The sequence below is a fragment of the Streptomyces sp. NPDC087901 genome (assembly GCF_044742205.1).
In the GTDB taxonomy this organism is placed as follows: domain Bacteria; phylum Actinomycetota; class Actinomycetes; order Streptomycetales; family Streptomycetaceae; genus Streptomyces.
The window spans coordinates 326,642-348,148 of the sequence record NZ_JBIUUC010000005.1 but is presented as its reverse complement, the minus strand read 5'-3'; the positions used below and the strand labels follow the sequence as shown (position 1 = coordinate 348,148).

18 protein-coding genes are annotated in these 21,507 nt (G+C 72.8%); 7 read left to right on the top strand and 11 right to left on the bottom strand.

Features of this window, described 5'->3' with window-relative positions; genetic code table 11:
* Positions 1-72: 72 nt before the first annotated feature.
* The 4 genes from ACIOEW_RS18755 (at position 73) to ACIOEW_RS18740 (ending at position 4,331) form a co-directional block, all read left to right on the top strand.
* A complete protein-coding gene (locus ACIOEW_RS18755) occupies positions 73-1,131 on the top strand; it encodes a hypothetical protein (protein ID WP_350989825.1) in 1,059 nt (352 codons plus the stop codon).
* A gap of 148 nt (positions 1,132-1,279) precedes the next feature.
* Positions 1,280-2,581, top strand: coding sequence for an alpha/beta fold hydrolase (locus ACIOEW_RS18750; protein WP_401964717.1), 1,302 nt, complete (start codon positions 1,280-1,282; stop codon positions 2,579-2,581).
* A gap of 135 nt (positions 2,582-2,716) precedes the next feature.
* On the top strand, positions 2,717-3,370 hold the full coding sequence (locus ACIOEW_RS18745) for an adenosylcobinamide amidohydrolase (RefSeq protein ID WP_401964971.1): 654 nt from the start codon (positions 2,717-2,719) through the stop codon (positions 3,368-3,370).
* Positions 3,371-3,425: 55 nt separating this feature from the next.
* Positions 3,426-4,331: an NAD(P)-dependent oxidoreductase gene (locus tag ACIOEW_RS18740; protein ID WP_401964716.1), complete on the top strand. Its 906-nt coding sequence runs from the start codon at positions 3,426-3,428 to the stop codon at positions 4,329-4,331.
* A 63-nt stretch (positions 4,332-4,394) separates the two neighbouring features.
* Here the strand turns inward: ACIOEW_RS18740 and ACIOEW_RS18735 are convergent, their stop codons facing one another.
* The 11 genes from ACIOEW_RS18735 to ACIOEW_RS18685 all read right to left on the bottom strand — a co-directional run bounded on the left by ACIOEW_RS18735 (position 4,395) and on the right by ACIOEW_RS18685 (position 18,405).
* A complete protein-coding gene (locus ACIOEW_RS18735) occupies positions 4,395-5,666 on the bottom strand; it encodes a sulfite oxidase (protein ID WP_401964715.1) in 1,272 nt (423 codons plus the stop codon).
* Positions 5,667-5,711: 45 nt separating this feature from the next.
* Entirely contained in the window at positions 5,712-6,893 is a 1,182-nt protein-coding gene (locus ACIOEW_RS18730) for a homoserine O-acetyltransferase (protein ID WP_401964970.1), read from the bottom strand.
* Positions 6,890-8,251 carry a bifunctional o-acetylhomoserine/o-acetylserine sulfhydrylase gene (locus ACIOEW_RS18725; protein ID WP_401964713.1) on the bottom strand — a complete coding sequence of 454 codons (1,362 nt, stop codon included), beginning with the start codon at positions 8,249-8,251 and terminating at the stop codon, positions 6,890-6,892. Before ACIOEW_RS18725 ends, ACIOEW_RS18730 begins: the two co-directional genes overlap by 4 nt.
* A gap of 134 nt (positions 8,252-8,385) precedes the next feature.
* Positions 8,386-8,496, bottom strand: coding sequence for a putative leader peptide (locus tag ACIOEW_RS18720; RefSeq protein ID WP_362555611.1), 111 nt, complete (start codon positions 8,494-8,496; stop codon positions 8,386-8,388).
* A 301-nt stretch (positions 8,497-8,797) separates the two neighbouring features.
* Positions 8,798-9,781, bottom strand: coding sequence for an RNA polymerase sigma factor SigF (locus ACIOEW_RS18715; protein ID WP_401964712.1), 984 nt, complete (start codon positions 9,779-9,781; stop codon positions 8,798-8,800).
* A 312-nt stretch (positions 9,782-10,093) separates the two neighbouring features.
* Positions 10,094-10,708: a helix-turn-helix domain-containing protein gene (locus ACIOEW_RS18710; protein ID WP_401964710.1), complete on the bottom strand. Its 615-nt coding sequence runs from the start codon at positions 10,706-10,708 to the stop codon at positions 10,094-10,096.
* A gap of 68 nt (positions 10,709-10,776) precedes the next feature.
* Complete coding sequence (locus ACIOEW_RS18705; protein WP_401964708.1) at positions 10,777-12,705, bottom strand: dipeptide ABC transporter ATP-binding protein; 1,929 nt, start codon at positions 12,703-12,705, stop codon at positions 10,777-10,779.
* On the bottom strand, positions 12,705-13,529 hold the full coding sequence (locus ACIOEW_RS18700; RefSeq protein ID WP_362545500.1) for an ABC transporter permease: 825 nt from the start codon (positions 13,527-13,529) through the stop codon (positions 12,705-12,707). The genes ACIOEW_RS18705 and ACIOEW_RS18700 overlap by 1 nt, the downstream gene beginning before the upstream one ends.
* Positions 13,526-14,584: an ABC transporter permease gene (locus tag ACIOEW_RS18695; RefSeq protein ID WP_401964706.1), complete on the bottom strand. Its 1,059-nt coding sequence runs from the start codon at positions 14,582-14,584 to the stop codon at positions 13,526-13,528. Before ACIOEW_RS18695 ends, ACIOEW_RS18700 begins: the two co-directional genes overlap by 4 nt.
* The gene (locus tag ACIOEW_RS18690; protein ID WP_401964705.1) at positions 14,581-16,707 is read right to left on the bottom strand and encodes an alpha/beta hydrolase family protein; all 2,127 of its coding nucleotides are present in this window, start codon (positions 16,705-16,707) and stop codon (positions 14,581-14,583) included. Before ACIOEW_RS18690 ends, ACIOEW_RS18695 begins: the two co-directional genes overlap by 4 nt.
* 45 nt (positions 16,708-16,752) lie before the next feature.
* Positions 16,753-18,405 carry an ABC transporter substrate-binding protein gene (locus ACIOEW_RS18685; protein ID WP_401964704.1) on the bottom strand — a complete coding sequence of 551 codons (1,653 nt, stop codon included), beginning with the start codon at positions 18,403-18,405 and terminating at the stop codon, positions 16,753-16,755.
* 333 nt (positions 18,406-18,738) lie between these two features.
* Between ACIOEW_RS18685 and ACIOEW_RS18680 the strand changes: the two genes are divergently transcribed.
* The 3 genes from ACIOEW_RS18680 to ACIOEW_RS18670 all read left to right on the top strand — a co-directional run bounded on the left by ACIOEW_RS18680 (position 18,739) and on the right by ACIOEW_RS18670 (position 21,309).
* Positions 18,739-19,476: an SAM-dependent methyltransferase gene (locus ACIOEW_RS18680; protein WP_401964703.1), complete on the top strand. Its 738-nt coding sequence runs from the start codon at positions 18,739-18,741 to the stop codon at positions 19,474-19,476.
* A gap of 151 nt (positions 19,477-19,627) precedes the next feature.
* A complete protein-coding gene (locus tag ACIOEW_RS18675; protein WP_401964701.1) occupies positions 19,628-20,548 on the top strand; it encodes an NADP-dependent oxidoreductase in 921 nt (306 codons plus the stop codon).
* Positions 20,545-21,309 carry a GNAT family N-acetyltransferase gene (locus ACIOEW_RS18670; RefSeq protein WP_401964699.1) on the top strand — a complete coding sequence of 255 codons (765 nt, stop codon included), beginning with the start codon at positions 20,545-20,547 and terminating at the stop codon, positions 21,307-21,309. Before ACIOEW_RS18675 ends, ACIOEW_RS18670 begins: the two co-directional genes overlap by 4 nt.
* Positions 21,310-21,507 lie beyond the last annotated feature (198 nt).

The window sequence follows — 21,507 nt, the reverse complement described above, 5'->3', positions numbered from 1 at the left end:
CCACCTGAACCACATTCCGTACCACCGCACCACTCAGCACCACCCGCATGGCAAGGAGAACCCCCCGTGGACATGTACAGCAGGCTCGAACCGCGTCCCGAGTACCTCAGCTTCGAACTCGCTCTGGCCGCCCGCAAGCTCGTCGAGGAGGTCATGCTCGTCAAGCGCGGCGAGCACGTCGTCCTCACCGGCGACACCAGCAGCGACCGTCGCGTCATCGAGGCCACCGCCCAGGCCGTCGCCGCCGCCGGCGCCCACCCCGTGGTCGTCTGGTACGAGACGCTGCCCGGCGCCTCGATGGAGCCGCCCCGGCCCGTGGCCGGAGCCATCGCCGACGCCGACGTATGGATCGAGTTCGCAGTCTCGTACCTGATGCACTCCAACGCCTTCCGCGCCGCCATGGCCAACGGCTGCCGCTACACCAACCTGACCGCGATGGACGTCCAGATGCTGGTCGCCACCGTCGGCCGCCCCGACTTCCAGGGCGTCATACGCCTCGGCAAGGCGCTGGTCGCCCTCCTGGAGGCCGCCGACGAGGTCCGGATCACCTCTGCCAACGGCACCGACCTGGTCGGCCGCAACGGCGACCGGCCGATCAACCTGCGCGGCAAGCCCGCCGAGAAGCCCGGTGAGACCGTGATGCTCTCCGGCCAGATCTCGTGGAACCCCCTCGAAGAGACCCAGGACGGCGTACTCGTCTTCGACGGCGCCCTGTGGCCGCCGGACGAGATCGGTCTGCTGCGCTCCCCGGTCCGCTGCACCGTCGAGAAGGGCGTCGTCACCAAGATCGAGGGCGGCGCCGACGCGGACACCTTCCGGCGCTGGATGGAGTCCTTCGACGACCCGAACATGTTCCGCGTCGCGCACTGGTCGCTCGGCTTCAACCCCGGCGTCCTCGCCCCGACCGGCCGCATCGTCGAGGACGAGCGCGTCTTCGGCTGCGTGGAGCTCGGCATAGGCACCAAGGGTGCCTGGATCGGCGGCGAGCCGTGGGTCGCCGCCGCCCACACCGACGGCAGCGTCCTCGGCCCGTCCATCTACCTGGACGGCGTCGCGATCGAGGAGAACGGGCGCTATGTGCACCCCGAGCTCGTCGAGATCTGCCGCGACCTGGGCGTCGCCGGCTACTGACCCGGCAACCCCGACAGTCGCCCGCGGCCCCCGTGGCCGGGCCTGCGCAACCCCCCGGCTGCCGGGCCCGCACCACCCCGGTGCGGGCCCGGCCGCCACCCGTGAAACCGTTCCGCCGACGCGAGTTGCGCGACGTAAGAGGAGCACCATGTCCACCCCCGCCCCCGTCTCCTACCGCCACGGCGGCCTGGTCTGCACCGACCACACCCTCGACGTGCCGCTCGACCACCACACCCCGGACGGCCCCGCCATCGGCCTGTTCGCCCGCGAGGTCGTCACCGAGGGCCGCGAGCACGAGGACCTGCCCCGGCTTCTCTGGCTCCAGGGCGGCCCCGGCGGCCGCGCCGAGCGCCCCAACGCCTCCGGCGCCTGGCTGCGCCGCGCCCTCGCCGACCACCGGGTCGTCCTGCTGGACCAGCGCGGGACCGGCCGCTCCACCCCGGCCGACCGGGTCACCCTGGCCCGCTTCGGAACGGATCACCGGGCCGTCGCCGGTCACCTCGCGCACTTCCGCGCCGACTCCATCGTCCGCGACGCGGAACTCCTGCGCCGCCACCTCCAGGGCGAACAGCCGTGGAGCGTCCTCGGACAGAGCTTCGGCGGCTTCACCACCCTCACCTATCTCAGCCTCGCCCCCGAAGGTCTCACCCAGGCCTACATCACCGGCGGGCTGCCGACCCTGACCGGTCACGCCGACGACGTCTACCGCGCCGCCTACGCCCGCACCCTCGCCCACAACGAGCGCTACTTCACGCGCTACCCCGGCGACCAGGCACTCGCCGACGCCGTCGCCGCACACCTCGACACGCACGACGTCCGCATGCCGACCGGTGAACGCCTCACCGTGCGCCGCTTCCAGACCCTCGGCATCACGTTCGGCACCGCGGCCAAGTTCGACTCGCTGCACTACCTCCTGGAGACGGCCTTCACCGACGGAGCCGACGGACCGGCTCTCACCGACACCTTCCTGCGGGGCGTCGACGCTGCCGTGTCCTTCGCCGAACGTCCTCTGTACGCCGCGCTCCACGAGCCGATCTACGCCCAGGGAGGCCGCCCCACCGACTGGTCCGCCCACCGGATCCGCCAGGAGTCCCCCGCGTTCGACGCCACAGCCGGTGGCCCTCTCCGGTTCACCGGCGAGATGGTCTACCCCTGGCAGTTCGAGGAGGACCCCGCGCTCGTTCCGCTGCGCGGCGCCGCCGAGGCGCTCGCCTCCCGTACCGACTGGCCGGCCCTCTACGACCTGGACCGGCTCGCCGCCAACGAGGTCCCCGTCGTCGCCGCCGTCTACCACGACGACATGTACGTGGACCGGGAGCATGCCCTGACCACCGCCGACGCCGTACGCGGACTGCGTACCTGGGTCACCGACGCCTACGCCCACGACGGCGTCCGGGCCGACGCCGCCGTACTGGACCGGCTGATCGCCATGGCCCGCGGCGAAGCCTGACCCCCGCGGCAACGGACCCGCGGCAACGGGCAGGGCGCCCCCTGGGGAGCCCTGCCCCGGCGCCTATGATCGACGGGTCCCACGCCGACCGCCGTCCAGCCGCACCACCGGGGGTACCCCATCCGTTCCGTACGCATCCGGCTGCCCGAACAGCGCGGTGAGCTGCTGGCCCGGCGCGAGGACGGTCAGGAGCTGCACCATCTCGTGTGGCGGCTGGGGCCCGGGTGGCGGGTGTGCAGCAGCGCCGTACTCGGCGGCGGCATCGGCCCGCGTGACTGGATCCTCAACGCCCAGGTACCCGGCGGCTATCCGCGCATGGACCCCGACCGGCACCTTGCCGAGATCGCCGCCGCCGAACGGCTCAGCGGTCCCGGCGCAGGACTGATGACGGCCGCCGACGTCACCGCGTACACCGTCGCCGCCGAAGAGGACGTCACCGCGACCGCCACCTGCGGCCTCGGGGTGCGCGGCTGGGCGGCGGTTCCCGCCGAAGGCACCGAGGGGCCGCCCTTGCCGGGGACGGTCAACATCGTCGTCACGCTTCCCGTTCCCCTGTCGGACGCCGCACTCGTCAACGCCGTCGCCACCGCCACCGAAGCCAAGGTGCAGGCGCTCCTGGACGCCGGACTCGACTGCTCCGGCACTCCGACCGACTCCGTCTGCATCGCCGCCCCCGCCCCGGATGCAACCGCGGGCGAGCCGTTCGCGGGGCCCCGCTCGCTCTGGGGCGCACGACTCGCCAGGGCCGTGCACGCTGCCGTTCTCGACGGCGCGCTGCGGCAATCCTGAGCACACGAAGCGCCGCGAGACGGATTCTGCGCGGCCGACGAAGGGAAAGGCCCTCATGACCTCAGAAGCCGAGGCAGTACCGGAGCGGCCGGTCGTCGCCGTGCTCGGCACCGGAATCATGGGTTCGGGGATGGCCCGAAGCCTGCTGCGGGCCGGGCTCGAAGTCCGCGTCTGGAACCGCACGCACGCCAGGGCGGTCCCGCTCGCCGCCGACGGTGCCACGGTCGCGGACACCGCGGCCGAAGCCGTGCGCGGGGCGGACGTCGTGCTCACCGTGCTCAACGACAGCACCGCCGTCGCCGCAGCGCTCACCGCCGCGTCCGACGGGGTGCACCGCGGCCAGGTCCTTCTGCAGAGCTCCACCGTCGGGCCGGAGGCCACCGCGGACCTGGCGCAACGCGCCGCGGACCTCGGCCTCGTCTACCTCGATGCCCCGGTCTCCGGCACCAGGCAGCCCGCGGAGCAGGGCACGCTGACCGTCTTCGTCTCCGGGCCCTCCGCCGCACGTGCGGTGACCGGACCCGTGCTCGATGCGATCGGCCAGCGCACCGTCTGGGTGGCGGAGGAACCGGGAGCCGCCTCGCGGCTCAAGCTCGTGGTCAACACCTGGGTGATCAACATGGTGGGCGGCGTCGCGGAATGCCTCAACCTCGCCGAGGGACTGGGCGTAGACCCGCAGTCGTTCCTCGACGTCATGAAGGGCGGGCCGCTCGACTCCGCCTATCTGCACGGCAAGTCCGCCGCGGTCCTGTCCGGGGACCTCACCCCGAGCTTCGCCGTGTCCACGGCCCTCAAGGACACCCGTCTCATTCTCGACGCCGCCGAACGCTCCGGTGTCCGGCTGGACCTGACCGAGGCATCGGCCGCCCGCTTCGAGCGCGCCGAAGCGGCGGGGCACGGCGACGAGGACATGATCGCCACCTACTACGCCGGCCGGCCCGCCGAGAAGGACGGTGCCTGACCCCCGTCCTCCCGTCGGTGCCGGAGCGGACTGCCGCTCCGGCACCCGGGCCCTGCCGTACCGTCAGACGACCTGTACCTCGTGCCGGACCACCGCGTCGAACAGGTAGCCCTGTGTGTTGTGGACGGCGGTCTCCGGCTGGGTGCGGCCCGAGCGGTCCGTCGCCCGCGCCAGCAGGACGGCCGGTCCACGATCCTTCGGCAGCCAGTCGGCCGACCAGCGCACCCAGCTCCCGCTCCGCGGCTCGTCGCGCAGCTGTGCACGCCGCCACCGCACGCCCCCGTCGGTGCTGACCTCGACCGTACGCACGGGCGCCCCGCCCGACCACGACCGCCCCGTCAGAACCTGGCGCCGGCGGGCCGGGAACGTCGCGCCGGGCGTCAGCTCGAAGGCGCTCTTCAGCGTCTGGCGGGTCAGCGGTGCGCTGCCCTCCGCCGGGTAGCCGGGGCCGAAGAGCCGGTAGAGACCGGTGTTCCACGGGGAGACCAGCGGCTGTGCGCTCACCTCGATGTCGCCGATCCACTTGATGTTCGCGATCCCGATCCAGGACGGCACGATCAGCCGCACCGGATAGCCGTGGTCGGGAGGCAGCGGTTCGCCGTTCATCTCGTACGCGAGCAGGACGTCGTCCAGCGCCTTGGCCACCGGCAGCGGCCTGCGCACATGTCCGAGATTGATTCCGTCGCTGACCACCTCGTCGTCCAGACCGCGCGGCAGCACGTCGACCGCGTGCCGGGTGATGCCCGCGCGGTGCAGTACATCGGCCAGCCGCACCCCGCGCCAGCGGGCCGTGCCGATCGCCCCCAGGGTCCAGGCGGTCCCGCTGACCTGCTGGCCCTGCTGCGTGGTGTAGTAGCTGCGGGCGTTGCCCGCGCACTCGACGAACGAGGTACGGGTGACGGAGGGCAGGGCCCGCAGCTCGTCGTACGTGAACTCCACCGCCGGGCCCTTCAGCCCGTCGCCCCATATCTTCAGCCGCCAGGTGGACGCGTCGATCCGCGGAGTGACGGTGTGGTTGCGCACGAAGAAGCGGTCGGCCGGTGTGAGCAGCCCGGTGTCGCGCAGCGCCGCGAAGTTCGTCTCCGCGTTGGTGCCGCGCACCGTGAACACCTCGGGCGGCAGCGGCTTCACGATTCCCGGGGCGGCGGACGCGGTCCCGGACGCCGCGTGCGCGGGAGCGGCGGCGAGCCCGGCCAGTGGGCCTGTCACCGAAGCCGCAGCGACCAGCCGGAGCAGATCACGGCGCTCGATCCCCGCGGAGCGTGCGGCGCCTCGCGACCACTGACGCAGCCGCATTCCGTCGTAGGCGGCCTCGGACGGCGGAACGGATCTCATGGACATCTCCAGGGGGCTAGTGGATGGGGACAGCAAGGGGTGGATTCAGCGATCCGGCTCCGGCTCCGGCCGGGCCGCCGGCAGCAACTCCCGTACGAGCGCTCCCACCTGACCCGTCTCGATCAGGAAGCCGTCGTGGCCGTGCGGGGACTCCACGGTCCTGATCCGGTCGGCCCCGGGCAACAGCGCGGCCAGCTCCGCCTGCTGGGCGGGCGGATAGAGCCGGTCGGAGTCGATCGCGGCGACGAGTGCGGGCATCCCGGCCCGGCGCAGAGCCTGAGGCACACCACCACGCCCACGCCCGACATCGTGCCCGTTCATCGCCGCGGTCAGGGTCACATAGCTGCCCGCGTCGAAGCGGTGCATCAATTTGGCCGCGTGATGGTCGAGATACGACTCCACCCGGTACCGTCCGCCGTGCCACGGCTGCTCACCCGGCTGCGGATCACCGCCGAACCGGGCGGCGAGCTCAGGCTCGCTGCGGTAGGTGACATGGGCGATCCTGCGCGCCAGGCCGAGGCCGCGATGCGGTCCCTCGCCCGGGGCCGCGTCGTGGTAGTGGCCGCCGCGCCACCCCGGGTCGGAGCGGATCGCGGAGATCTGCAGCGACCCCCAGGCGATCTGCTCCGCCGACGCCGCGGCGGGCGCGGCCAGCACCAGTAGTGCTCCGGTACGCTCCGGCCGGCCCACCGCCCATTCGAGAGCGCGCATGCCGCCCATCGAGCCGCCGATCACGGCCGCCCATCGCCCGATGCCGAGCGCGTCGGCCAGCAGCGCCTCGGCGGCGACCTGGTCACGGACTGTCAGGTACGGGAAGTCGCCTCCCCAGTGCGCCCCTTCGGGTCGCCGGGAGGACGGACCGGTGCTGCCCTGGCAGCCGCCGAGCACGTTCGGCGCGACGACGAACCACCGGTCGGTGTCCAGCGCCCGGCCGGGACCGACCAGCGCGTCCCACCAGCCCGCCGTGGGGTGCCCGGGCTCCGCCGCCCCGGCCACATGGCTGTCACCGGTCAGGGCGTGCAGCACCAGCACGGCGTTGGAGCCGTCGGCTGCCGGGCGGCCCCATGTCTCGTACGCCAGCCGGACACCCGGCAGCATGCCGCCGGACTCCAGGGGCAGCGGCCGCTCGGGCCGGAACCAGGAGCGGCGGCCGGGCGGATCCCCCTCCCGCCGGCCTCCGGTGGCCGGCGGGAGGGGGAGTGTGAGCGAGGGGGCGGTCCGGTTCAGGACGCCGCCTTCGCGGCCCGGAACCCCGCGTCCAGGTCCGCCTTGAGATCGTCCACGTTCTCCAGCCCGACGGAGAGGCGGACCAGCCCGGCGGTGGCCCCGGTGGCGGCCAGCTGCTCCTCGGTCAGCTGGCTGTGCGTGGTCGAAGCCGGATGGATGATCAGGCTCCGTACGTCGCCGATGTTGGCGAGGTGGCTGAACAGCTCGACCGCGTCCACGAACCGCTTCCCCGCCTCCACCCCGTCGCGCAGTTCGAAGGCGAGCACCGCTCCGGCGCCGCGCGGCAGGTAACGGCGCCCCGCCTCGTACCACTTGCTCGACCTGAGGCCCGCGTAGTGGACGGCCGACACCTCGTCGCGCCCTTCCAGCCATTCGGCCAGCGCCAGGGCATTCGTGGTGTGCCGTTCCAGTCGCAGGCTCAACGTCTCCACCCCCTGCAACAGCAGGAACGCGGAGTGGGGGGAGAGCGCAGGGCCGAGATCGCGCAGCAGCTGGACCCGCAGTTTGACCGCGAAGGCGCTGGGCCCGAGGTCCAGCCAGTAGCGCAGACCGTGATAGCTCGGGTCGGGGGAGCTGAAGTCCGGGAACCGTTCGGCGTGCGCCCCGAAGTCGAACGTACCGCCGTCGACCACCACGCCGCCGATCGTGGTGCCGTGGCCGCCGAGGAACTTCGTCGCCGAGTGGATGACGACATCGGCGCCGTGCTCGATCGGACGCAGCAGGAACGGGGTGGGCACCGTGTTGTCCACGATCAGCGGTACCCCGGAGGCGTGCGCGGCGTCGGCGACCGCCCGGATGTCGAGGACGTCGCCGCGCGGGTTGCCCAGCGTCTCCGCGAACAGCGCCTTCGTGTTCGGCCGGATTGCCGCCGTCCACGCCTCGATGTCGTCCGGGTCGTCGACGAACGACACCTCGATGCCGAACCGGGGGAGCGTGTGACGCAGGAGGTTGTACGTGCCGCCGTACAGCGAGGTGGACGAGACGATGTGGTCGCCCGCGCCGGCCAGTGTCAGCAGGGCAAGGGTTTCGGCCGCCTGCCCGGAGGCGAGCGCCACCGCGGCGACTCCGCCTTCCAGGGCGGCGATCCGCTGCTCCAGCACGTCCTGGGTGGGGTTGTGGATCCGGGTGTAGATATTGCCGGGCTCGGCCAGCGAGAACAGATCCGCGGCGTGCTGGGTGTCGCGGAAGACGAACGAGGTCGTCTGGTAGATCGGCACCGCGCGGGCGCCGGTCGCGGCGTCGGGCGTGGCGCCCGAGTGGATCTGCTTGGTCTCGAAGGACCAGGCGGCCGAGGGTTCCTGACGGTCGGTGTCCTCGGGCGTGTGGCCTGCGGTGACGGAGTCGACGGGCTGGCTCATGGTGGTCCTCTGCGGTTCTCGGTACGGAGGGGGACCGGGCAGCGGCCGGGGCGTCGTCGGGATCCGGAGCCGGACCGTCCGGGCCCCTTGTGGCCGGCGCGCGGGAATCGTCGTCGCGTCGGCGCCGGAGCGGGTCAGCCGCTCGACGGCGCCGGGGCGCGGCAATGGCCGCGACGACACGCGGCGGACGCGAGGCGTCCCAGATCGACGTGGCGCCGCGAGAAGAGAACCGTAGTCGCGGGCATGCGGGAGAGCGTGTCAGTGGCTCAGGGGGGCGTCAACAGCGCCCCGTACGGCCCGAGTGCCTGCCGGAAGGACGGGAGGCCTGGCACGCCCACCGCCCTGTCGCCGTCTCCGGCCCGTTCGACCTGCCCGGATGCGCCGCCGGTGGTGGAGCGCGCAGGCCGGCGGGGTGAGGGGCCGACGGGTTGCCTGGGGGGCGCGGCCCCATGGTGAATTCATCGGGCCGCAATGTTCGGGTGCCGGGTGCCGGGAAATGGCGAGGGGGCTCCCGGCCGCTTTCGGCCGGGAGCCCCCTCGCCCCGCTCACTCCTCGACGAACATGCCGTCGCGCAGCTTGTGCAGAATCCGGCTGATCAGCCGGGAGACGTGCATCTGCGAGATGCCGAGCTCCGCGCCGATCTGTGACTGCGTCATCTCCTGGCCGAACCGCATGTCGATGATGCGGCGTTCACGCTCGTCCAGGTCCCCGAGCAACGGAGCCAGCGTGTGCAGGTTCTCCACCGTCTCCATCGCGGGGTCCGGGCTGCCCAGCACATCGGCGAACGTGCGCCCTGCCGCGCTGTGCTGTCCCGCGTCGGCCGGAGCGGCCGGCATGTCCAGCGACCCCGCGGTGTAGCCGTTGGCCGCCACGATGCCTTCGGTGATCTCGCCCTCGCTCAGCCCCAGCTGCTCGGCGAGCTCGGGGACGGTGGGGTCCCGGTCGAGCTCGGTGGCCAGGGCCTCCTTGGTCTTGGCGATGTCGACGCGCAACTCCTGGAGTCGGCGCGGGACATGGACCGACCAGCTGGTGTCGCGGAAGAATCGTTTGATCTCACCGGTGATGTACGGGACCGCGAAGGAGGTGAACTCGACCTCGCGGGACAGGTCGAACCGGTCGATGGCCTTGATCAGCCCGATGGTGCCGACCTGGACGATGTCCTCCATGTCGCCGCTGCCCCGGTTCCTGAACCGGCCGGCGGCGAACCGGACGAGGGAGAGGTTCATCTCGATGAGCGTGTTGCGTGCGTACTGATGGGCGTGCGTGCCCTCTTCCAGAACCTGGAGCCGGTCGAAGAACACCCGGGACAGTTCCCGCGCGTCGGTGGGTGCGACCTTGCCCGCGTCCTCGATCCACGGCAGCTCGCCGAGGTCCGCGGGTGCCAGTGCGGAGCCCGTGGGCGGCAGTGCGGAGCCCGTGGACTCCTCGTGTTCGGCGACAGCGGCCGAAGCCGCGCCGCTGTCGGCCGGTGCCGACCGTGCACGCTCCGCTCGCTCCGCATGGGCAGTCCGCGCGGTGTGCGCCGTCATCTTGTCACGCTCCCCTGGTGGTAGGCCATGAGGTCTAAGCGTCTGCCCCGTCGGAAAGCTCCCATGCACACAAACGGAAGTTGATCAGGTCACAGTGCCTCAATGGCCGGAATGTGACGTGATTCGACGTCACATCCCGGTCGAATCGGGCGTGCTGACGCGAAGAACCGCCCCACCGGTACGGGGGAGCCCGGTGGGGCGGTCGTCACCAGAGTGCCACAGACACGGGTGCCAGGGGGGTCGGGCGGCGCATATCCAGCGGTAGTTGAGTCAAAATCGACGGTGCGCCGAGCGGGGCCCGGCCGCGACGGCTCAGTCGCGCGGGTAGCCGACGACCGTGTGTGTGACCGCGGGCGAGTCCTCGGTGGTGTAGTAGTGGCTGCTCTGCGCCGAGAACCGGGCGGTGTCCCCAGCCTCCAGGAGGTACGGGACGTCGTTCACCACCAGTGTCACCTGGCCGGACATCACGAGCACGTACTCCACCGAGTCCGTGCCGTGCGAGCTGACCTGGCTCTGGGCATGCGGGTGCAGCCTGGTCCGGTAGATCTCCATGCGGGCCTGCTCGTGGCCGGAGTACAGCAGGTTCACCGAGGTCTCGTCCTCGGGTTCGTCCAGCGTGGCGGCACGGATGATCTCCGGCTCCAGCAGCGGCTGGCGCAGCAGATCCGTGCAGTTGGTGCCCAGTACATCGGCGATCCGGACCAGCACGTCGACGGTCGGATTGGCTTCGGCCCGCTCTATCTGGGACAGCAGCCCCTTGCTGACGCCGGTCGCCGCCGACAGCTCGCGCAGGCTCCAGCCGCGGGCGAGCCGACGGCGGTTGAGGTTCCCGGCCAGGGACACCCGCACACCGAGGGCGCCGGACTCCTGGGCCTGCGGTGGGCGGGCGGACGCGGGCGCCCCGGCGGCGGTGGTCGGTTCGGACACCGTTCCTCCTCGCTCTCGGTGGTACGCGCAGGTCAGCGGCACACTCTACCCGCGTGGGCGCGGCCCCGTCAGGTGGTGCGGCCGATGCCCGCGGCCCGGGGCAGGGCGTCGAGCATGCGCCGGGTCCAGGGATGCTGCGGCGCGTCCAGGACCTCGGCGGCCGTGCCCTGTTCGACGATCCGTCCCCGGTGCATCACCGCCACCAGATCGGCGATCTGCCGCACCACACCCAGGTCGTGGGTGATGAACAGCACCGCGAAGCCCTCGGTGCGCTGGAGCGTGACGAGCAGGTTGAGCAGCTGGGCCTGGACCGACACATCGAGCGCCGCCACCGCCTCGTCACAGATCAGCAGCCGGGGCCGGGCGGCCAGCGCCCGTGCCAGGGCCACCCGTTGACGCTCACCGCCGGAGAGCGCGGCCGGACGGCGTGAGGCGTACGAGCCGGGCAGCCCGACCTGCGCGAGCAGGGCCTCCACCCCGGACGCGTCACCCCGCCTCCGCCCGCCCGCAGCGGCGGCCAGGGCCTCGCGCAGTGTCGCGCCCGCGGTGCGGAGCGGGTTGAGAGAGGAGTACGGGTCCTGGAACACGATCTGCACCTGTTCCGCCAGACGCCGCCGGTCCGCGGTCGTGGGGCGGCGCCCCGCAGGCAGCGGGATCCCGCCCACGGACACCGTGCCGCCGTCGAACGTCTCCAGGCCGACCGCGATCCTGGCGAGAGTCGTCTTGCCCGAACCCGACTCGCCGACCAGGGCGACGACCGTGTTCCGCGGAACCGTCAGACTCACGTCGAGCAAGGCGGCGTGGTCCCCGGCCGACGAGCGGAACGTGCGGTCGACGGAGGTGGCCACGAGCGCCGCGTCCCGGTCCGGCTGCTCGCCGGAGCTCTGACCGGGCACCGTCGCGGGTCCGGCGGCCCTGCGCGCCGACGGTGCCACGAGCGCGCCACCGATCTCGGCGATCCGCACACAGGCGGACAGCCGGCCCGCACCGGCCTGCGGTGCCCCGGCCTTCACCGGCAGCAGCGGGACCGGTTCGCTGCGGCACACCTGGGCCGCGTGGGCGCAGCGTTCGGCGAACGGGCAGCCCGGCCCCCGGGAACCCGGGGCGGGCACGGAGCCGGGAATGGCCGGAAGTTCCGCGAACCGCTCGCGCACGGACGGCTCGGAGGCCAGCAGACCCGCGGTGTACGGATGCAGCGGGCCGGACTCCAGCTCCTGCGAGTTGCCGTGCTCCAGCACCTGGCCCGCGTACAGCACGTACACCCGGTCGCAGGCGGAGAACGCGACCCGCAGATCGTGCGTGATGAGGACAAGTCCCATCTGCCGGCTCTGCTGCAGGCCGCGCAGCAGCTCCAGCACGGCGTGCTGGTTGGCGGCGTCCAGCGCGGTCGTCGGTTCGTCCGCGATCAGCAGCTCGGGGTCGCCCGCGAGCGCCGCGGCCGCTGCCACACGCTGCCGCATCCCTCCCGACAGCTCGTGCGGATAGCGGTCGGCGACATCGGGGCCGAGCCCGACCTCGGCGAGCCGACGCTCCACTTCCTTGCGCCGGGCCGCCTTCGCCGCGCGCCGGCCCTGCCCGCCGTCGGGGTCGCGGAGACCGTCCGTGATCTGACGCCCGCAGGTGAGCTGCGGGTGCAGCATGGTGAACGGGTCCTGCATCAGCAGCGTGACGCTCCGGCCGCGCAGCGCGTGGCGGTCGCGCGGTGAAAGGGTGAGGACCTCCCGGCCGTCGATGCGTACGGAGCCTCCCGTCACCCCGGTCCCGGACGGCAGCAGCCCCGCCACCGCTCGCATGGCCAGGGACTTGCCGCTGCCGGACTCGCCGACGATGCCGATGCACTCGCCCCGGCCGACCTCCAGCGAGATGCCGTCCAGGATCGGGACCGGGCCGGCCGGGCCGGCGGTCGCCGCCACCCGCAGACCGTCGACGGCGAGCAGCGGCCCGGCGGCCGGTGCGGCGGGGGTGGTGCGGCTGTCCGTTGCCGACTGCGCTGTCATCAGGACCTCCCACGGTCGGAGAACGCCTCGAACAGTCGGTCGCCGAGGAGGTTGAGGGCCACGGCCGCCGCGACGATGAGCACGGCCGGTGCGAGAGCGGCGGACGGGTTGTCGTACAGCAGGGTGCGGTTCTCGGAGAGCATCCGCCCCCAGTCCGGGGCGCCCGGCGGCACACCGAGGCCGAGGAAGGACAGGGAGCTCAGTGCGACGATCGCCCCGGCGAAGTTCAGCAGCGTGTTGGCCACCACGACGGGCAGCACATTGGGCCAGATGTGCCGGGTCATCACCGTGAAGCGGGAGAGTCCCAGGGTCTCCGCCGCCTCGACGTACGCGCGGTGCCGCTGCTCCAGCACGGCGGACCGCACCAGCCGGATGTCGGCGGGCGACGTCAGCACGACGAGCACGCCGACAGCCAGCGCGTATCCGCCACCGCCGATGCCGGCGACGACGATCGTCACGAGGAGGGCGGGAAGCGCCAGCAGCAGATCGGCCCAGCGCCGCACGACGGTGTCGATCCAGCCGCCCCGGTATCCGGCGAGGAGACCGAGAACATTGCCGATGATCATCGACCCGATCGCGACCAGGGCCGCACCGACCAGCGTGCTCCGGGCGCCGGCGACCACCATCCGGGCGATGTCGCGGCCGAGTTCGTCGGTGCCGAGCAGATGCCCGCCGCCCGGCATGGCGGCGCCGGTCGCGAGATCCTGCGCGTCCCAGCCGGGCAGAACCAGCTGGCCGACGGCCGCGGCCAGCGCGAACAGCACCAGCAGAACCGTGCAGCAGACGGTGAGCGGGGAGAACCTGCGGGCGGTGCGGGTCTTCATGCGTTCTCCTCCTCACGGACGCCGGACGCCGGAACCGCAGCGGACTCCTTCGTCACGGGCGAGGTCCTTGCCGCCGGTGCGGTCCGCAGCTGCGGATCCAGCAGCGGTTGTACGAGATCGGTGACGAGGTTCGCCAGACAGACCAGGGCGGCGATGAGCAGCGCCTCGGCCTGCACGACGGGTACGTCCCGGAAGGTGACCGAGTCGACGAGCAGGGAGCCCAGCCCGGGCAGCGCGAAGACCTGCTCCACCATGACCGTTCCCGCCAGGAGGTAGGCCAGGATCAGCCCGATGCCGGTGAGGACGGGGACGACGGTGCCGCGCAGCACGTAGCGCAGCAGGATGTCCCGCTCCCGCACGCCCCGGGCGCGGGCGAACGTGACGTGCTCCCGGTCGAGTTCCCGGATCACCGCCGCCCGGGTCAGCTTCAGCAGAACGGCGGTGACGGCGAGTCCGAGGGCCAGGGCCGGCAGCACCAGATGCGTCAGCCGGTCGGTGCCCCGGCCCTCGCCCGGTCCGTATGCGGGGAACCAGCCGAGCATCAGCGAGAACACGTAGATGAGCACCAGCCCGCCCGCGAACGCGGGGGTGGACAGCGCCACCACACCGAGGCTCTGCACCGCACGGTCGGTGGCGCGCCGGTGGCGCAGGCCCGCCAGGACGCCCAGCGGCACCCCGAGGAGCAGCGCCACGGCGAAGCCCAGTCCGACCAACTGCCCGGTGAGCACCAGCCGGTCGCCGAGCGCGGCGGCGACGCTCTCGCCGGTGCGGATCGACGTACCGAGATCGAGCCGGACGGCGTCACTCAGCCAGTACCAGTACTGCACGGCCATCGGGCTGTCGAGGTGGTAGCGGGCCCGGACGGCGGCCAGCGCCTCGGGGGTGGCGCTGCGCGGGCCCAGCAGAGTCTGCGCCGGGTCGCCCGGTGCGGCCTGGAGCAGGGCGAAGACGGCGACGGACAGGACGACGAGGAGTCCCAGCGTGCCGCCGAGGCGGCGCACCACGAGTCCCGCGGGGAGCGCGGCGCGCAGCCGCGACCGGGTGGTGGCCGTCATCGCTCGCCTCCGGCCGGGCCGGCGGAAGCCGTGCGGAGGGTGGCAGGGCCGGACGGTTCCAGGGGGGTGTCACCGTCCGGCCCTGCCGTTGAAGCCGTGCCGGGGATCGGCTCGGGGGAAGCGTCCCCCGGCACGGCGGTCCGGTGGGCGGCCGCGGGGCGCGGCGCCAGGTGGGCGGCGAGCCACTGTTCGACCCGGTCCGCGGCATCGAGGAGATGGCCGCCGTCGGTGAACTCATGGCCCTCGCCGGGGTACACGCACAGCTCGACGGGCGCGCGGCCGGTCCGCAGCAGTGACCGGTACAGTTCGTGGGCCTGGCCGACGGGCGTGACCCGGTCCGCGGACCCGTGCACGATGAGCGTCGGTGTGCCGCTGCCGCCGCGGGCGAAGACCGGCGAACGCCGGATCAACTCCTGCGGAGCGTCAGGCTCCCCGATCGCGTACGTCCGGTCGTAACCGCCGCCGATGTTGCTGGTGTGCGTGAAGCTGAGCCAGTCGGTCGGCGCCGAGACGACGACCGCGGCCCGGAACACATCGGTGCGCGCCGCGGCCTGTGCCGCGAGGAAGCCGCCGTAGCTGTGGCCCAGGACTGCGGTGCGGTCCGGGTCGGCGAGCCCGGCGTCGGCCAGGTGGCGCACGCCGGACAGTACGTCGTCCAGATCGGCGCCACCGATGTCGCCGACCACGGCACGGGCGTGTTCGAGACCTCGGCCGCTGCTGCCGCGGGGGTTGGGCAGCAGCACCAGGTATCCGGCGGCGGCCAGGGCGGGCGCGAGTCCCAGTACGTCGCCCGGCGCGTATCCGGCGGACCAGAGCCAGGCGGGGCCGCCGTGCACGAGGACGGCGAGGGGGCGGGGCCCGGTGCTCTCACCGCTGGAGAGGACGAGCCCCTGCACGGTGCGGCCGTCGGGTGCGGACCAGAGAGTCTGTTCGGTACGGACACCCGCGAGCTCGGGGGCCGCGGGTGTGTTGAGCGCGGTGACAGACGTCCAGTCCCAGGCGCCCGGCCCTTCGGTGCGGGCGACGACGGCCTCGGGAGGACGGCCCGGTGCGTCGAGCACGGTCGCGGCCAGCAGCCCGTCGCCGCTGAGCGACAGCTCGGGCTGGTAGCCGGCCCCGCCGAGGGTTGCCGGCCCCGACCAGCGGGTGCCCGAGGGGCGCCCGGTGTGTCCGACGCGGGAGCCCGTGCCGTCCCAGCCCGCGAACCACAGGGTGCCTGGCGCGGAGTCGTCGAACCGCAGCCAGGTCGCGTCCTCGACGCCGGGCACCACGGCGGTGTCTCCCGTCGTCAGGTCGGCCAGGACCGGGCGTCCGGCGACGATGGAGATGCCTTCGCAGACCGCCGCGGACCGGCCGTCGGCAGCGAGCGCGGGGGCGCCCAGCTGCCCCTGGGGCGTGTACACGGTCCTGGCGGTACGGGCGTCGAGATCGAGGGCGGCGAACCGGGCGCCGTAGTACCCGGCAGGCAGTGTGTCCTCGCAGACCGTCGCGACCGCGGTCGTCCCGCCGCGCCAGGCGACGTTCCACACCGTGAGGCCCGCGGGCCCGACCTCCCGCACCGATCCGTCGGCGAGGCCGACGAGATGCAGCGAACGGCGGCCGGTACCCGGGGCGAAGCGTTCCGGTGCCGGTACGGATCCCAGCCGCACCGGCAGACCGAGGTGCATGCCGTCACGCTCGGCGCCGTCCGCCGCGCACAGCAGCAGCGCCTGGCTGCCGTCGTCGGAGAGCAGCAGCTCCTCCACGGCGCCAGGTGCCCGTGCGACGGTGCGTACGGTGCCGGAGACCGTGTCCAGTGCCGCGAGCCGCACCTCTGCCCCGGTCTGGCCCGCGCTCTCGGCGATGTGCAGCAGGGTGCGGGAGTCAGGCAGCCAGCGTGGGCTGTGACGGTCCGTCGGGACGTCCTGACCGGCCGGTGCACGGAGCACGGGTGGCTGCGCGCCGGTGCTCCCGCCGGACAGCGCGGCGGGCACCGGGGCGAGGACCAGCCCGGCTCGCTCGGGACCGGCCGCCGCCACGGCGACCGCGCGGCCGTCCGGGCTGATCCGGGCCTCTACCGGGTGGACCAGGCGCAGCATCGCCTCACGGACGCGCCGCACGACGGTCGCTGCGGTACTGGGCATGGGTGTCCGTTCCTTGAAGGTGGAGGAAGAGGTGTCGGCGGGAGGTCAGGCAGACTTGCGGATACGGGTCGCCCACGGCCCGATGAACGCGAACGGCCCCTGGTCCAGCAGCACGAACTCCTTGGAGAACGCGGACGCGGTCTGCGCCCACCACAGGGGGAGGTACGGCAGATCGGTGCCGGCCGTCTGCACGGCCTTCATCAGCTCCCGGGCGCGGACATCCTTGTCCGTGGCGGACTTCGCCGTGTCCAGCGCGGTGTTGACCGTGCTGTTGTCGTAGTGCGCGATGTCCGTCGCGGTGGCCGCCGCGTTGAGGTACGGGTCGGCGAGTTCGGCCGGGTCGCCGGTGACGGGGAAGTACCACAGGAACTGCAGCGGCTGCTTGCCGGAGCCGAGCTCCGCCACCCACTGCTCCAGGGTGATCTCCTTGACGTTCAGCGTGATGCCGATCTTCTTGAGCGAAGAGGCGAGCGCGAGGGCCGCCTTGCCCAGCTGAGGACCGCTGTTGGGGTAGTGCAGTTCGGCCGTGAAGCCGTCCTTCGCCGAGGACTTGGCCAGCTCGGCCCGCGCGGCGTCCAGGTCGAAGGGCAGGGCGGGGATGGCGTCGTAGCCCGAGCGGACCTCGTCCGCCGGCATCAGATCGCCCCACATCTCGCGGGAGGGCAGGGCGTCGGCGACCTCGGCCCGGCCGTGCAGGATGCCCTTCACCATGCCCTCGCGGTCGGCCGCGTGGGCGACGGCACGGCGGACGTGTACGTCGTCGAACGGCGCCTTGGCGGTGTCGAAGGCCAGCGACACCACGGAGCGGTCGCCGGTGTAGGTGACGCGTGCGCTCGACTCCCAGCCACGGGCCTCGTCCGATGCGAGGCTCAGGGCGCCGTCCACCGCACCCGACTTCATCGCGACCAGCCGCGTACCCGCGTCCGGGACGAAGGAGAGCTTCAGCTTCCGGACGGCGGGCTTCTCGCCCCACCAGTCGTCGTTGCGTTCCAGCAGGACATGGTCGTCAGCGGCGAACTCGGTGATCCGGTACGGGCCGGTGCCGAGCAGCAGCGTCTTCGCCGTACCGATCCTGCCCTTGTTCCGGGTGAGGAAGGCACGACTGCTGACGAGGAGTCCGCCGGCGGTCGTCGTCCAGGCGAACATGGCGTCCGGTGCCTTCAGCCGGATGGTGACTTCATGGTCGCCGGTGGATTTCACGGACTCGACGCCGGCGTACGCGTAACCCAGGGCGGAGCCGTTCTTCGGGTCCCGGATCGCGTCGATGGAAGCCACCACGTCGTCCGCCGTGAACGGGGTGCCGTCGGTGAACGTGACACCCCGGCGCAGTGTGTACACATACGTCCTGGCGTCGGGCTGCTTCCAGGACAAGGCGAGCCCGGGACCCAGCTTCCCGGACGGATCGACCGCCAGCAGGGACTCCTGGGCCAGCACCGCGACCAGGTAGTTGAGGACACCGGACTCCCGGCCCACGTCGAGGCTGGAGAGGGATGAGGGCAGGGCGAGGGTGAGCGTGCTGATCGGCACGTCCGCGCCCTGCGCACCGGTCCCCGATCCCGCCGCGCTGTCACCGGAGTCCTTCGCGGGAGGGGGCGCACACGCGGCGAGCACACCGGACGCGGCGAGGACGCCCATACCGGCGCCGGCGAGGCGCAGCAGTCGGCGTCGGCTGAGGTTGCCACCCGGTTCCGAGGTCATCGGGAACCACCCATCTCACTTTGTCCACTGGTACTGCCCAACTGGGCGTGGACAGTAGTCGAACGGCTTTGGGGGCGTCAAAGGGTCCCTAATAAGCGTCCAAGGAGTGGACGTTTGGCTGGTATCAATGCCGCGAACCGGGATGAATGGCGTACTCCGTTCTCGATGGGCGGATGGGCGGATGGGCGGTCGGGTGGATGGGCGGTCGGGCCGGCCGCGCGGGGCGGGTCGCTGTCCGCGCAGCATCGGGCTCGGGCGGGAACGGGGCGCCGGTCTCCCCGGCAGCGCCGAAATCGACGTGCGTACGGACGGTGGTGCTGTCACGCTGCGCCGGTGAACCGTGATCAGCTCTCCGCCCTTGCCCATGCCGGCCATCCGATCAAGGCGCCGCTCGACGACGATTCGGTGAGACGGCTCCTGGACCATGCCGTCCCGCGCGGCGACGCGAGGGCGCTCGACCTGGGCTGCGGGGGAGGGGAGTGGCTGCTGCGCGCCCTGGACGGTCACCCGGAACTGCGGGCCGAGGGCGTCGACATCTCCGAATGCTCCCTGCGGCAGGCCGGCGAGGCGGCGGACCGCCTCGGTGTGCACGAGCGCCTCGTACTGCACCAGCAGGACGGGGCCGAGTTCGCCTCCGCGCAGCCGTTCGACCTCGTTCTCAGCGTCGGGGCCGCGCACGTGTTCGGCGGCCTGCTGCCGACCCTGGCGGCGGCCCGCAAGCACTTGGCGCCGGGCGGGCGCGTGCTGATCGGTGACGGCTTCTGGGAACGCGAGCCATCGCCGGAGGCCGTCGAGGTGCTCGGGGACTTCGCCGACCTGGCGACCACCCTGGACCGGGTCGCCGCCGACGGATGGACGCCCGTGCACGGACACGTCAGTTCGCGAGGCGAACTGGACGCCTACGAATGGGCCTGCTGGGGCTCGCTGGCCGCCTGGGCTTTGGACCATCCGGCCGACCCGGACAGTGCGGAGGTGCTCGAAACCGCGGCGACCCGCCGCACCGAGTGGCTGCGCGGCTACCGGGAGTCCTGGGGTTTCGTGACTCTGGTGCTGCGCCGGACATCCGGCTGACCTGCGACGGGGTCTCCGGGGCACCCGGCCCTCGCCGCTGCGTTGCGGCCCCGTGAACGCTCCTGTCCGTGGGGAATACGTGTGCCGCGACCGGACTTTCTCCTGCTGGGGCAACCGGCACGGGTGCCCGTGCCACGAACGGAGAGAGCCGATGTCCAAGGCGTACGTGTTCACTCGCAACGGCGGGCCGGAGGTGGAGGCCCTCGTCGACCGGGACAGGCCGGTGCCCGGTCCCGGGGAACTCCTCGTCGCCGTCCGGGCGGCCGGGGTCAACCCGGTGGACTGGAAACTGCGCACGGGATACAGCAGGCCCGGCAGTGAGCCGCAGCCGTTTCCCACCGTCTTCGGCAGCGAGGCAGCGGGCGTCGTCGAGGCGGTCGGGCCGGGAGCCGAGGGCTTCGCGGTCGGGGACGAGGTCTTCGGTAACCCGGTGACCGGGGGGTACGCCGAGCACACCCTGCTGCCCGTCGCCGTGACCGCCCACAAGCCGGCCGGGCTCTCGTTCACCGACGCGGCCGTGCTGCCGGTCGCGGCGGCCACGGCATACGACGGAGTGCACCAGCTCGGCCTCGCCCCGGGGGCCACGCTCCTGGTCACCGGAGCCGGGGGCGGTGTGGGAACCGCCGCCGTTCAGATCGCACGGCACATGGGTGTCCGAGTCATCGGCGCGGCGAGCGAGGCCAAGAAGGACTTCGTCGAGTCGCTCGGCGCGGTGCACGTCCCATCCGGCGCCGGACTCGCCGACCGGGTACGGGCGGCGGCACCCGACGGGATCGACGCGGTCTTCGACCTGGTCGGCGGCGACACGCTGCGCGAGGCGGCCACGCTGCTCGCCGACCCCGCCACGCTGGTCAGCGCCGGCGGCAAGCAGCTCGCGGCCGAGCTCGGCGGGGCGCCCGTCGAACGGGCCCGCACCGCCGCGGTGCTCGACGCCGTGGCGGACCTCGTCGTCGAGGGCGTACTGCGCACGTACGTCACCCGGACCGTCCCGCTCGCCGGGGCGGGCGAGGCGCTTCGCGCGGTGGAGGACGGCCACGCCCTCGGGAAGTCCGTGATCGAGGTGACCGCATGAGCGGGCCCGGGATCCCCGCCGGTGGTGTGCACCCCCTCGACGACCCGGTGGGTGCCGCGCTGAGGGGGCCGCACGCCCACTTCGCCGAGCGCCGCGGCCGCATCCTGCGCTATCAGCCGGAGGTCGCTCCCTGGGTCGCCCTGCCGGACAGGCCGGAGGCCGCTGACTGGGCCGATGCCGCAGCGCTCGCCGGACCAGGTGGCGCCGTCACGATCACTGCCTTCCGCGAGCCGCCGCCGGACGACTGGGAGGTCGTCTTCCATGCCGAGGGCGTACAGCTCGTCGACGCGGGGGTCGAGGCGGCACCGTATCCGGAGGCCGTCCGGCTCGGCCCCGCCGATGTGCCGGAGATGCTCGACCTGGTCGCACGCACCCGGCCCGGCCCCTTCGAGGCCCGCACGGTCGAGCTGGGCGCCTACCTCGGTGTACGGCGTGACGGGGTGCTCGTCGCCATGGCCGGCGAGCGCATGCGCCCGCCCGGCTGGAGCGAGATCAGCGCTGTCTGCACGGACGAGTCGGTACGGGGGCAGGGGCTCGCGGGTGGACTCGTGCGGGCTGTCGCCCACGAGATCCGGGAACGCGGCGAGACTCCGTTCCTGCACGCCGCCGCCTCCAACACCAACGCCGTCCGGCTCTACGAATCACTGGGATTCGCACTCCGCCGCCGTACGCCGTTCCTCTCGGCGATCATTCCGGAGGACCCGCCGATACGGGTGCCGGGCACCGTGCGGGGCGACGTCCGTGAGGCAGCCACCCGCTGACCGCAGGGCCCGGGGCCCCGGGCCGGGTGCGACCCGGCCGGGGGAGGGCCGGTGCCTTGCGCCCGCGGACGGCGGGCCCAAGGCACCGGCCGGCGCTGTTTCCGGGACCTTCGGCGCGGTGTGTGAGGCCGTAAGCCTCGTGTGCCGCCCGCCGCGGCTCGGGTGCACTGGTACGGAACGCCGGCGTCGGGCCGGCAG